Source organism: Pseudomonas peli (assembly GCF_050563605.1).
Lineage (GTDB): Bacteria > Pseudomonadota > Gammaproteobacteria > Pseudomonadales > Pseudomonadaceae > Aquipseudomonas > Aquipseudomonas peli_A.
In genome coordinates, this window is the sequence record NZ_JBNXUH010000011.1 from 74,943 (window position 1) to 88,286 (window position 13,344).

Here is a 13,344-nt window from a genome sequence, read left to right on the forward strand (position 1 = left end):
CACGACCTGTCACTTGGCGCGCGGCGCACGCATCTTGTCAGCCATGGTGGTCATTTCGTTGTACAGCAACTGCGGGTTCTTCTGCTTCAAGGCCCAGGCCATGCGGCCCTGTTCGTGGGGCAGAATCATAAATTCGCCTTTGCCGATCTCCTGATAAATGTAGTCAGCAATATCCGCCGCGCTGATCGGTGAGCTTTCCAGCAGCTTACCGACCTGCGCCTTCATCGCTGGCGTCGGGCCGCGGAAGGAGTCCAGCAGGTTGGTCTGGAAGAACGATGGGCACACCACATGCACACCCACTTCATACATCTTCAACTCGATCAGCAGGCTTTCCGACAGCGCCACTACGCCGGCCTTGGCCACGTTGTAGTTGCTCATCGCTGGCCCCTGCATCAAGGCCGCCATGGAGGCGATATTGACGATCTTACCTTTGCTCTTTTCCAGCAGCGGCAGGAAGGCCTTGCAGCCCTTGACCACACCCATCAGGTTGATCCCGATCTGCCAATCCCAATCCTCCAGCGACAGCTCGCTGAAGAAGCCGCCGGAAGCAACACCGGCGTTGTTGACGATCACATCGATGCCGCCGAGCTTCTCCTCACAGGCCTGGGCAAAGGCCGTCAACTGACTGTAATCACGCACATCGCAGCGCTGGGTGAAACCATCACCGCCAGCCTCGCGAACCATCTGCAGGGTTTCCGCCAGGCCCGGCTCGTTGACATCCGACAGCGCCAACTGCCAGCCCTCACGCGCCCAACGCAGGGCAATCTCACGCCCCAAACCCGAACCCGCGCCGGTAATCATCATGCGATTTTGCATAGGAAAGCTGCCTTGTGATGCTGTGATAGATGGAGCCAGTGTAGCCGGGGAAATTATCTTGCCCGCATACCATCATCCGTCTGAATAAGGCGGCCTAAGCTCAACTCACGGCCGCCGCCAGCGCTGCCAAAGCAACACGCCATAAATCAGCGCATTGAGCAGCAGAACAAACACTCCCAAGCCAATCTGAATCTGCGGCGTCAATCCAGCCGGATAGATGATCGGCAGCAGATAGTGCTCAACGAAACCCCCGCTATAGCCCGCCTGCCCAGCAGCCAGACGCAAGCTGTGCTCCAACGGCGTCAGCGGGCAGGGCCAACGCATCAACTCCACCAATACACCCCACAAGGCCGCGGGCACATGCAGCCAGGCCAACCCGCGCCAACGCCACACCAGCAAGCCACCCAATACCGCAAATAGAATAAACAGCAGATGCACAACCACCACCGCATCTGCCGCCATCGCCAACCAAAACATAAAACGCCTCGCTGTTAATCCTCGCCCCTGTTTCCACCACTAACACGCAAATAGTATTAAAAACATGATCGCCAGAAAGCAAAAAGGCCGGTTAATAACCGGCCTTAATTAAAACAACTGAACGCGTCAGTTAATACTCAACTTGTCGCGATTCTTCTCCAGCGTTGCTTCGCCAATACCCTTAACTTCCAGCAACTCATCCACCGAAGCGAAGTCGCCATGCTCATCACGATAAGCAACAATCGCCTGCGCCTTGACCTCACCAATTCCCAGCAACTCACGTTGCAGAGTGGCAGCATCAGCAGTATTGAGATTGATCTTACCGACCGGGGCCACTTCAGCTGTTTCAACAACAGGTGCTGGCTGGGTCTGCGTTTCAGCGGCGAAAACCGCCAGGGACATAGAAGCAAGCAGAGCAAACAACAGAGACGACAGTTTGGCTTTTAGCATGTAGTGCATCCTTTCGTTAGTTTTCATCGACGTGGGATTTCCTCTCCACGCTCTGAAAACTAGCTGCTGCCATGCACTTGTCAAATAACTCTATGCATCACTGAATAGATCAGCACCAACCTGCTACTCATACCCCGCTCAACAAGGCTTTACGGCATGACTCTACGGCTCCAGCCGACGCTTCATATGTATCCAGTCAACGATCTCACCTTCCGGTTTGTAGCCGCTAACCGTCTCACGCAACAACTGGCGCACACATTCATAGTCATCACGTTCAACAGCATCCAGCAACTCGCTCAAACGCATCTTGAATTGCTCCCACGGTAGGTGCTCCTCATTGGCTCGCATGATCATGGGATGCTCCGTCGGGCTGACGTTATCGCCAATCAGCAACTCCTCGTAAAGCTTCTCGCCAGGCCGCAAACCGGAAAACTCGATGGCAATATCACCTTGCAGATTCTTCTCAGAGCGGACGCTCAAGCCACTCAAATTAATCATCTTCTCAGCCAATTCGGCGATTTTTACCGGCCGCCCCATATCTAGTACAAAAACATCTCCACCCTGCCCCATGGCACCGGCCTGAATCACCAACTGAGCGGCTTCAGGAATAGTCATGAAATAACGGGTAATGTTGGGGTGAGTCACCGTAACTGGGCCACCGCGACGAATCTGCTCATGAAACAGCGGGATAACCGAACCGGAAGAACCCAATACATTGCCGAAACGCACCATGGTGAACCGTGTTTTATTGACCTGATGAACACCTTCGTCATCCAGCAATACAGGCGCTTGCTCAGCACTCAACGCTTGCAACACCATCTCTGCCAAACGTTTGGTACTACCCATCACATTGGTAGGACGCACCGCCTTGTCAGTAGAAATAAGCACAAAATGCTCAACTCCCGCCTTCACTGCCGCTTGAGCGGTGAATGTTGTGCCCAACACATTATTCAGCACACCTTCGGCAATATTGTGCTCAACCATGGGAACGTGCTTGTAGGCCGCCGCGTGATAAACCGTATTGACGCTCCAGGTGCGCATCACATCGAACAGGCGCTCAGGATTTCGGATTGATCCCAAAATCGGCACCAACCGCACAGACAGCGAATCACGGCGAACACGCTGCTCCAGCTCGCGGTGAATGCTGTACAGGTTGTACTCACTGTGTTCGAACAGCAGGAGCGTAGTCGCACCGCTCGTGATGATCTGACGGCATAACTCAGAGCCAATAGACCCGCCAGCGCCGGTCACCGCCACCACTTGACCACGGATACAGCGCTCAAACAGGCCCTGTTGCGGTGGAACCGGATCGCGTCCAAGAAGATCACCAACATCCACTTCTTGGACATCCTCTACCTTTACACGGCCACTGGCCAGATCCATAAAGCCGGGCACAGTCCGAACATGCAGCGAATATTGCTCCAATGTCTCCAGTACTTGTCTTCTGCGCGCGCGGCTCACGGATGGCAAGGCCAGGAGAATTTCCACCACCCCAGTCTCATCGATCATCTGCTGGATGTGCTTGGGCGAGTACACACGAAGACCCGCGATCACCCGGTTAGAAATATTGTGGTCATCGTCGATGAAGGCAACAGGACGCATGCCCCGCCCCATGCGCAGAGCGGCTGCCAATTGATTACCAGCAGCCCCTGCACCGTAGATGGCCACCTGCGGCAACCGGCTATCACTCCCACCAAATCTCGATGACTGTTCAGGGAAAAACCAGCCCCCCGCAAAGTAGTGGCGCATGCACAGGCGCAAGCCACCGATCAACATGATGCTCAGCCACCAATAATTGAATACCATGGATCGAGGAATCATCGCGGGAGTATCGCGATACCAGTACACCGCCAGTGCCAGAACCAAGGTCGCCAAACTGACAGCTTTGACAATTGCTATAAGTGCATCGCTACCCAGATAACGCATAACCGCACGGTACATACCAAAGCAGGTAAATAGTGGAATAGAGACTAGCGGTGCGGCGATGAACAACCAGAGATGCCCGCTAAGTGGATGGACGCCATCAATACTCCCCAGACGCACCACGAACGCCAACCACAGAGCAGCCCATAGCAACACGATATCCATAGCTATCTGGATCAGCCGCTTATAGCGCCGTGGAAGACGCACCAAGCGCGCTCTGAGTTTGTCAGCTAACCTCAACACAACAACGACTCCTCTATCCTTTGAATGGCTAAAACCGTGAGAACATGTATCAAGCAAACATCGTCCACATAAGAATCTTAATTACGTCTTGGCACATGCCATACAAGACGAAAAGCCCAAATAGGGTTGAGAATCAGAACCTTCGAAAAACAACAAAGCAAAAGCCTGTTTATTTTCAAAACCTTGCAAATATTTCATTAAAGGCTTTTATAACGCGATTCTGCTCTCGCTCGCTCAAATTGGATCCGGAGGGCAGGCAAATACCATGAGCAAAAATCCGATCACTGACTGAATTCTCTTCCTCATGAGGGAAGTAAGGGCAATCTTCGAAGAGGGGCTGGAGGTGCAGCGGCTTCCATATCCGGCGGGCCTCGATGCGGTGCTCGGCCATCCGCTCGATGAAGCGCTGAGCATCGACTGCCCCTCCAGCATCGAAAACACCGCAGCTGAGCCAACGCGTCGAACGCCCCCAAGAAGCCTCTGGCATCCACCTGAAGTTTTCGCCACCTATGCCACTATCACGATAGCGCTCGAATACAGCACGTCTTTGATCAACTCGCTCTTCCAAAACCCGCAACTGGCCACGGCCAATGCCAGCCAATACGTTACTCATACGGTAGTTGAAGCCGATATTCGTATGCTGATACCAAGGTGCAGGATCTCTGGCCTGCGTCGCATAGAAACGCGCTTTCTCGATAAGGGCAGCGTCATTCGATACCAGCATGCCACCACCGGATGTAGTGATGATTTTGTTGCCGTTGAAGGAGTAGATGCCAAGTTTACCAAAGGTACCACTGGCTCGACCTTTGTAGGTGGCCCCTAAAGACTCGGCAGCATCTTCAATCAGCGGCACATTGTACTTTTCACAGATAGCGACGATAGGATCGAAATCCGAGCTCTGACCATACAGGTTGACGACGATTACGGCCTTAGGAAGGCATCCATCCCGAGCCGCACTCTCGAGGCCCCGCTGCAATGCGGCAGGCGACATATTCCAGGTTTCCGGCTCGGAGTCGATGAAAACCGGTACCGCCTTTTGATAGAGGATAGGGTTGGCGCTTGCAACAAAAGTCAGGCTGGAACAGAAAACCTTGTCCCCCTCTTTCACACCCAGAAGAATAAGCGCAAGGTGTATGGCTGCAGTACCTGAACTCAGTGCCGCCGCATGACCAATACCTACCTTTTCTGCCAGCTCTCGCTCAAAGGCATCGACATTGGGACCAAGGGGTGCGATCCAGTTGGTATCGAAGGCCTGATTGATGAACGACAACTCCTGATCACCCATATGGGGTGTAGACAGAAGAATAGGCAACTCAAGATCACGAGCGCGCACAAGCTTAACCGGGCGCCCCGTGTTGTCGAGCACTGGGATGTGGCTCACATCGTGCTGCTTCATAAGATCGAGAATCAGCTCTCGATCCGCCCCCTCGAGCACAGTAGTCGGCGCCTTCTCCGGCAGTTCAAGCTTCACTTCCTCCAGTGCCACCCCTGCGAGCAGTAAGCGGCGAAGATCACCATCGGTAATGGTTCGGACCAGGCGACCGTTTTCATCCACCAATAATAGAATTTCGGCACTGCCTTCATCCATCCGGGCAAGCAACTCTCGCAGACAAAGCCCTTGGCGAATAATGATGCGTTGTAGTTCAATCATCAAAAAGAAACCTTAGCTGGAACACCAATCAAAGTAGCGTCGGCAGGTGGACTACCCCCGCTCCGGCAGACATTTCCCGACCTTATAATGAGGCACGTTCAAATGCCTCAGGACTGACGCCACCCAAGTGACTGTGGCGGCGGGTTCGGTTGTAAAACACTTCGATGTAATCGAACACATCAGCCCTGGCCATGTCGCGGTTTTTGTAGATGCGCTTGCGGATGCGTTCTTTCTTCAAGCTGCTGAAAAAGGACTCGGCCACAGCGTTATCCCAGCAATTGCCCCGCCGACTCATACTCGGCTCTAGGTTGTTGGCGGCGCAGAAGCGTTTCCAGTCATCACTGCCGTACTGGCTCCCTTGGTCTGAATGGACGATAACTCTGCCTTTGGGTTTGCGCTGCCAAAGCGCCATGAGCAGTGCATCCAGCGCCAGCTCACGAGCCAGTGTCGGCTTCATCGACCAGCCAACCACCTTCCGCGCATAAAGATCCACCACCACGGCCAAGTACAGCCATCCCTGCCAGGTACGAATATAGGTGATGTCGGTCACCCAGGCCTTATTGGGGGCCTCGACAGTGAACTCTCGATTGAGATGGTTCGGTGCGATGATCGAAGGCCGCCCCGCGATTGGACGTGGCGCTTTATAGCCCCGTAGCGCCTTGATCTTGTGGGCACGCATCAGGCGGGCGACACGATGTTTACCGCAGCTTTCACCGGCTTCCCGTAGGTCACCAAAAACTCGGCGCGCACCGTAAACACCCCGGCTGGCGGCATAGGAGTCACGGATCAGCCGCCGCAATCGGTTATTTTCTTGCTCACGGTCAGAGATTGGCTTGTGCAACCACTGGTAGAACCCGGCACGAGCAACCTGCAATACCCGGCACATCGAGGTAATTGCATATTGATGGCGATGCTCGTTCATGAAGCGGTACTTCACCAGGGCTCCCTGGCAAAGTACCGCGCGGCTTTTTTAAAAATATCCCGCTCTTCTTCAAGGCGGCGCATCTGGGCTCGCAGTCGTAAGATTTCACTCTTGGCTTCAAGTAACTCACTGGCCTGCCTCTCGGACTTATCAGGGGGACGGCCTTCACCCATTTGTAGAGGCTGTGGGTAGATACTCCGAGGCGCGCGGCAATCTCTGCTACTGAATATCCTCGGTCAACGACCTGCCTGACAGCTTCAGCCTTGAATTCCGGGGTAAATCGTTGGGTGCTCATGACTTCCTCCTATGCTCAAAGCATAGGCCGGGGATGTCTACCAGAGCGGGGGTAGTCCAATTGGCTTTATCGGGAAAACCAGGCCGCATAGCTCCCGAATCATCAACACAATACGTCCAGTACGGATGCTGCTCGGCAACACTCACCCCAACTACGGCAGGCGAACCAAAATCCAGTAGCCTTTGAGCCTCTCGCCAACGACTCATCCGCCTAAAGGAAGTAGTAGGTTGTAGAACCGCCACTCGCTCGAAAAATTGCCCCCTTGCCTGACATTCCGACAGGCATGCAATACCACATCAACAGTCCTTGCCTCATCGGCCGCAAGTTCCGGTGACCTCATCTACGGCAAGGGCTTACCGCAGGTTTTAGCGACTCGGGCCACTTCCTGGCAATCTGTAGAAATCAATACCTCATCGAAACCCGGATAAGCACAGGCAAACTCGAGTGTCCACTGTATCAGCGACTTACCCGCAAAAACGCGGGTATTTTTTCCTAGTACTCTTTTCGAGCCTGCGCTTGCAGGAATGACGGCGAGTGTTCGGCTCATAAAACACAGAAACTCTTTACAACTTCAAGGCCGACAGCACCACTACGCTCGGGATGGAATTGAGTCGCCATAACGTTCTGGTGCTGCACTGCAGCGCAGAGCGCATGCCCGCCATAATCACACTCGGCCAACAGATCAACTTCACGCCCTGGTGTGGCGACGAACGAGTGAACAAAATAAACGGCAGGTGACAGGCCTTTGAGGGGCTCTAATAAAGAGCCAGTCCAATTACGACCGCGAGGCTCAGTCAGATGATTCCAACCAATGTGCGGGACACGTAATGGCTCTATTCCATTGAAACTAACTTTCGGAACAGCTAGCACCCGCCCAGGAAGAATGCCGAGCCCTAGATGCTCTCCAAACTCCTCACTGGCATCGAACAGTACCTGCATACCCACACAAATACCAAACAACGGACGGCCAGTGTCGACAAAACGCCTGATGGCATCATCAAAACCGCGCTCATGGATTTCACGCATGCTGTCGTGAAAAGCACCAACGCCTGGGACTACCAGTTTTTCTGCAAATGGCACCTGAGCGGGATCATCGGTTACCAGAACGTCAGCGCCACTGTGCTCGAAAGCACGAACAACGCTGAATAAGTTGCACATTCCATAGTCTAGAATTGTGATTTTATGATTAGGCATCTTGCATCATCGATGTGAGTTTTCGTACAGGAAGCCCAGCCTCGAGTGCGGAATCTCGTATCTGCTCCAAGGTTAAACGCTTGTAATGCAACACGTCCGCCATCGCTATACCGTCTGCCATCCCTTCGCGAGCGGCCTCAACGAAATGGGCAAGCGTCCCCATGCCACCGCTGGCAATCACAGGCACAGGCACTGCATTGCTGATTGCACGAATAAGATCGAGGTCGAAGCCCTGCCGCGTTCCCTCACGGTCCACCGACGTCACGAGTAACTCGCCTGCACCCAACTCGACTCCACGCATCACCCACTCCAACACATCCAACCCTGTCCGCTCACGTCCATTGTCGGTGTATGCCTCCCATTTAGAGGGGCCAACTTGTTTCGCTTCTACAGATAAAACCATGGCCTGAGAACCAAAGCGCCGTGATACAGCGCGGATCAGATCAGGATTGGCTACAGCCGCAGTATTGATCGCAACCTTATCGGCACCTGCGCGCAGAATTGCTTTGGCATCATCCACGGATCTAATACCGCCACCAACAGTGATCGGTACAAAAACGTCCTTGGCTGCCCGCTTGACAATATCATTCAAACTATTGCGCCCGTAAAGGCTGGCAACAATATCCATATAGATAAGCTCATCAGCACCTGACTCGTAATAACGAACAGCATGCTCTTGCGGATCCCCCATAACCCGCAAGCCTTCCAAGCGCACGCCTTTGATAAGGTTAGAACCCTTAATATCCAGACGCGGAATAATACGGAGATTTCTCATGCCTTGTCATGCCAGACTGAATGCCGAAGTTTCCACTGCCCATCTTCCCACTTCCACAAATGTGGCGAGCGGAAGCTATCTGTCAGTCGAGTGAAATACTCACGCGTGAGTATGGGTTGCTCGAACATTTTCGACGCTTCGGGAAACTCACTCTCCGGAATGCTCAGGTATTTGAATATCTCATCGGCAAAACGCTCCGGAAACTCGTGATCATAGCGTTTAACCAATGCAACACCCTCATCGCGCTCAATGTCACCGGAGCGGATTTCTTGGGCCGCGTCATAAGTGGCACGACCGATACCAAACTTGGTACCGGTTGTGTAGTAGTGAAAATCATCAATCCGATCATCAATGCTATTATATTTACTATATGTCCCTGGTGTTCTCTCTGGAGAGGCTTCAAAACCACCATGCTCGACAGAATAATAGTAGCAGGCCTGCGGATGCCAATTCAGATAATAGCCGAGATAATGAACCTCTGTATTTTTCTTCTCTATTTCCTCAGGATTAGCCGGCAAATAAGGCGCCAAATCATGCTGCTGCATGCCGAAGTGCGCCTTAAGGTCAGCAATTGAAACACCGCCAAGGCTAACTTTAGACTGATCCTGTGCTGTAAAATATGACCAGTCTCGTTTTGCCGATTCGGTATCCCCGATAGGATTACCGTACTCAGCCTCATTTTCGCCATAAATCACAAGAGGTATATTAAACAACAGCGACATTTTTGGAGCCAGAGCCTTCTGCCCAAACATGAAAGCCTGAAATGGATGGAACAAATTATCCACTGCCAACCGGGTCAATAAACGATGCGCACGACCATTGGGGGTCATCAAATAGTTGTCATGCCCTGCATGAATCCATCGCTGAAAGTTTCTCCAACCCCACTCAGTATAAATATGAGGCGCCCAGGTTACCGTAAGTGGATGCATACCATACTTATGCCGCAAGATGTGCGAAGCATAAAAACTATCCTTACCACCTGACCCAGGAACGATACAATCATAGCTGCCATCCTTGCTACGATGCCGATCTAGCAAATCTCGCAGCTGTCGCTCGCGCTCATCCCAGTCAATACCAGTTTTCTTTTTCTCAGCAAACCGACAAGCATCGCATATGCCGTACTCGTCAAAATGAATAGTTTTCTTTTTAGATTCTTTAGTATGTGAATATTCCACCGCAGAGTTTGGGCGCTGATTCGAAATCACACAGCGCTTGCAATAGATAACCTCACTAGGCAATCCATACTTAGGCTGTGATTTGACAACGTCACCCTCGTATTCAGACTTATCAATCTCTGCAGGCGCAGGAATCGGCTTCATGCTTTTCTCCAAATTCAAAACTAACTAACAATTAGTGTCTCAACAACACCGACTATGTTGCCGGTCGGACTTTTCATATAATCGACCTCACGCTGCAACCTTGAGTGCCGTAAATCCGAGGATGACAATTCTGAGATTTGACCAACAAGCGCACAGGGAGAGCACACCTCAGCCGCTATTCCCATTTGCCCATAAGGAGCATCTTCGCTGAAAATAGAGCCTGCTACCGAGACAACATGACACCCAGCCAGATACGCTTCAAGCCCTACGGTGGATGTCATTACAACAACGACATCAACGGCATGCAGGAGTACTGCTAAATCCTCGCCAGAAGAACTAAGGCCAACTCGCTCCTGGCCTGCGCTGAACTCCACACATTCGCTAGGATGATAGCGAACCACTAATCGAAATCTTTTATCCTTGGCTACCAGATGTCGCAGGCTCGATTCAATACGCCGCGGCATTGTAGAGTCACCACGCTTGCCCGAAACAAACGGATGCTCCCCTGGCTCAACCTGAGAAGCCCAAAGTACTACAATATCATCCTTACTCCACCCTTTTGAAGCGCGCATTTCTTGGCCACTGGCCCGCACGTCATCTAATTGAAGCCTCTCGAACGCTGGATTGCCCGTCACTACTATTTTCTCGGCCTGACATCCCTTATCGACGAACATGTTTTTAACATGCTCATTCAAAACGCAGATACGGCTGGCATAATGAGGGCTTTTGATCCATTCAATCTCTTGCATCCCGAAAAGGTCTACAGCGCATACTGACGGGATACCGAGCTTGCGTGCAGCTTCAAGCGCAGCGCGCTCACTACGAGGGGAGTTTGTAGCCAAAACAACTAGAGGAGATAAAATCTCAAACCAACAGCAAAATAAATCCACCGGAAGAAAAGCCTGGCGCCCTTCTTTTGCATACAAATCTGCTGCAGCATCTACCCCATGAGCCCTTACCAACTCACGATAATTCAATCCCATATAGGCTAGCGACTCAGCCTCTGGAACCAAACTACTCTTGGGCAAATTACGAGTAAGCATTCGCCCGATAGCAAGAACCTCCTCACTATCCGCCTCTGGCAAATGCCTATAGCCAATATAAGGGATACCTAGCCTGTCCAGATAAGCCCCTGCCGTAGTTAGCGCCAAGAACAGAACATTGTAATTTCTCGTTAATAACTCACGAGCGACAGGAGCCAGCATCGCGACGTGGCCACCACCATAAGCAACTAGCAGTACAGTTTTTTTATCGAGCGACATCAATGAAGAAACCGGGAAATTAAAAACCTTATCAACCATTAAAAATAAATATCCCATCTACTTATGGCACCAACCCAAGGCACGTAACCATGGACCGAAAAGCGTGGATTATCAGTCAAGGAATTGAGATAGCCGTACCCGCCACCATAGTTCAATTACCTGATGCCTGGCAGAAAAATCCTTTTCCCCTCCCCGCGGCAAACACCAACGCGACTAAAAAACGAAACCGCCAGCATCGACACCTTCAATCCTTTTTAACTACCGACAATTTTGCTCCCAATGCTCTAAAGCTATAAGAGCACGAATTTCCCGCGTCCTATTTTCTTCACCTGCAATATGTAACTCAACCATGCTGCTCACAGAATCGTAATCGAAAAACTGTCTAGGTACCTTGCTGCGACAATAATCAGCCTTACTCGTTTTAAACCACTCCCCTACAGGAACCGTGAACATCTGCTTTTTCCGATAAGCCAGATTTTCGCCAATCAACGGTGCCACAGCCTTTTTATAAAGATATTTTGTGACGCCTCCCTTGAGCTTTAGCTCGCCAGGCATGCGGAAGGCAAACTCCATCATGCGATAATCCAGAAAAGGAGTGCGAGCTTCAAGCGATACGGCCATCCCCATGCGATCAGGCTTGACCAGATTGTTGCCACTCAGCAGCAATTGCATATCGAGAAACAAGGCCTGATTGATCCGGTCCTGATGGGGGACAGCCTGGAAATATGGCGCTACTACGTCGAAGGAGTCGACACCTTGCAGACGCGCGGCCATCTCAGGCTTATAAAGCGCAGCTTTACCGGCATGACTGAATAAGGAAATACTCTCAAAGTAACGTCGCTGGAATTCATCATCCGTAAGTGTGGCCACGTCGGAGCTGGAGAAAAAGTCTCTATGCTTGTCATATCCGGCAAAAAGCTCGTCACCGCCATCTCCGGTCAATACTACCTTCACATGCTTTGCTGCAAGTGCGGAAACGCGATAGGTAGGAAGAAACGAGACATCACCATGAGGCTGATCACAGTGATAGGTCGCCATGGGCCACAGCTCCAACATGTCTGGCTCGACTCGCTGCATGATGTGCTGTGTACCAAACCGATCCGCAGCCTCCTGGGCGAACAGCGACTCGTCAAAGCGGGGATCGTCAAAACCAATGCAGAAGGTTTTTACCGGTTCGGTCATATGTCGCGCCATCAAACCAACGATCGTGCTGGAATCCACACCACCCGATAGAAAAGCGCCGAATGGAACATCACTTCTCAAGCGTAACCGTACCGCATCATCGAGTATCGTGTTGAATTCCTCTATCCAGTCAGCCTCGGATCGGCCATAAACAGGCTGAACGGCAGCGAGATCCCACCAACGCGATTCGGAAACACCATTACGCGTAATCTTCATTACATACCCAGGCATGATATGACGCACCCCTTGGTATAGGGTATATGGTGCGGGAACATAGTTGAACGTCAAATAGTGGTGCAACGCCTCCTCATCCATACCCGGACGAGGCATGCCGGCCTTGAGCAATGACTTAATTTCGGAACCGAACGTCAACTGATTGCCGTCATCGTGGACATAGAGGGGTTTGACACCAATTCGGTCTCGAACCAAATAAAGGGCCTGTTCCCGAGCGTCATAAATGGCGATTGCAAACATGCCATTCAGCTTGCTGATGAAGGAAATACCTTCTCGCTCATATAAGCGCAAAAGTACTTCAGTATCGGAGTGGGTACGGCATGCATGCCCGGTCCTGGCTAAATCTAGGGCCAGTTCGACATGATTGAAAATTTCGCCATTTTGTACCACGACGATCTGGCCATCGTCTGAAATGAACGGCTGATGGCCGCCAGCCAGGTCGATGATCGAGAGACGCTGGTTGCCCAGAGCAAGGCCTTGGGCACTGAAAACGCCCTGATCATCAGGCCCGCGATGCTGGATTGCATCGCCCATTGCGCGCAATGTTTCAGGAGCAAGGGAGCGTCCGCCCCTATGGAAATAGCCAAAGATACCGCACATT

11 protein-coding genes and 1 pseudogene are annotated in these 13,344 nt (G+C 52.0%); all 12 read right to left on the reverse strand.

From position 1 onward, the window contains the following. Positions 1-9: 9 nt before the first annotated feature. The 12 genes and pseudogenes from ACQ4LH_RS14625 to asnB all read right to left on the reverse strand — a co-directional run bounded on the left by ACQ4LH_RS14625 (position 10) and on the right by asnB (position 13,343). Positions 10-816, reverse strand: coding sequence for an SDR family oxidoreductase (locus ACQ4LH_RS14625; RefSeq protein WP_430697818.1), 807 nt, complete (start codon positions 814-816; stop codon positions 10-12). A 105-nt stretch (positions 817-921) separates the two neighbouring features. Beyond that, the gene (locus ACQ4LH_RS14630) at positions 922-1,293 is read right to left on the reverse strand and encodes a DUF2784 domain-containing protein (RefSeq protein ID WP_430697819.1); all 372 of its coding nucleotides are present in this window, start codon (positions 1,291-1,293) and stop codon (positions 922-924) included. 126 nt (positions 1,294-1,419) lie between these two features. After that, a complete protein-coding gene (locus ACQ4LH_RS14635; protein WP_430697919.1) occupies positions 1,420-1,743 on the reverse strand; it encodes a ComEA family DNA-binding protein in 324 nt (107 codons plus the stop codon). 162 nt (positions 1,744-1,905) lie between these two features. Further along, positions 1,906-3,831: a polysaccharide biosynthesis protein gene (locus tag ACQ4LH_RS14640; protein ID WP_430697820.1), complete on the reverse strand. Its 1,926-nt coding sequence runs from the start codon at positions 3,829-3,831 to the stop codon at positions 1,906-1,908. A 253-nt stretch (positions 3,832-4,084) separates the two neighbouring features. Next, positions 4,085-5,560, reverse strand: a complete 1,476-nt coding sequence (locus tag ACQ4LH_RS14645) for an aminotransferase class I/II-fold pyridoxal phosphate-dependent enzyme (protein WP_430697821.1) — start codon at positions 5,558-5,560, stop codon at positions 4,085-4,087. A gap of 82 nt (positions 5,561-5,642) precedes the next feature. Further along, positions 5,643-6,777 (reverse strand): annotated as a pseudogene (locus ACQ4LH_RS14650) (IS3 family transposase). 340 nt (positions 6,778-7,117) lie between these two features. After that, a complete protein-coding gene (locus ACQ4LH_RS14655) occupies positions 7,118-7,324 on the reverse strand; it encodes a cytidylyltransferase domain-containing protein (RefSeq protein WP_430697822.1) in 207 nt (68 codons plus the stop codon). Beyond that, on the reverse strand, positions 7,321-7,971 hold the full coding sequence (hisH, locus tag ACQ4LH_RS14660; RefSeq protein ID WP_430697823.1) for an imidazole glycerol phosphate synthase subunit HisH: 651 nt from the start codon (positions 7,969-7,971) through the stop codon (positions 7,321-7,323). Before hisH ends, ACQ4LH_RS14655 begins: the two co-directional genes overlap by 4 nt. Then, entirely contained in the window at positions 7,964-8,746 is a 783-nt protein-coding gene (hisF, locus tag ACQ4LH_RS14665; RefSeq protein ID WP_430697824.1) for an imidazole glycerol phosphate synthase subunit HisF, read from the reverse strand. The genes hisH and hisF overlap by 8 nt, the downstream gene beginning before the upstream one ends. After that, positions 8,743-10,065 (reverse strand): N-acetyl sugar amidotransferase, encoded by a 1,323-nt coding sequence (locus ACQ4LH_RS14670; protein ID WP_430697825.1) that lies wholly within the window; start codon positions 10,063-10,065, stop codon positions 8,743-8,745. Before ACQ4LH_RS14670 ends, hisF begins: the two co-directional genes overlap by 4 nt. A 20-nt stretch (positions 10,066-10,085) precedes the next feature. Beyond that, entirely contained in the window at positions 10,086-11,384 is a 1,299-nt protein-coding gene (locus ACQ4LH_RS14675; RefSeq protein WP_430697826.1) for a hypothetical protein, read from the reverse strand. A 201-nt stretch (positions 11,385-11,585) separates the two neighbouring features. Further along, positions 11,586-13,343: an asparagine synthase (glutamine-hydrolyzing) gene (gene asnB / locus ACQ4LH_RS14680; RefSeq protein WP_430697827.1), complete on the reverse strand. Its 1,758-nt coding sequence runs from the start codon at positions 13,341-13,343 to the stop codon at positions 11,586-11,588. Position 13,344: the final 1 nt, after the last annotated feature.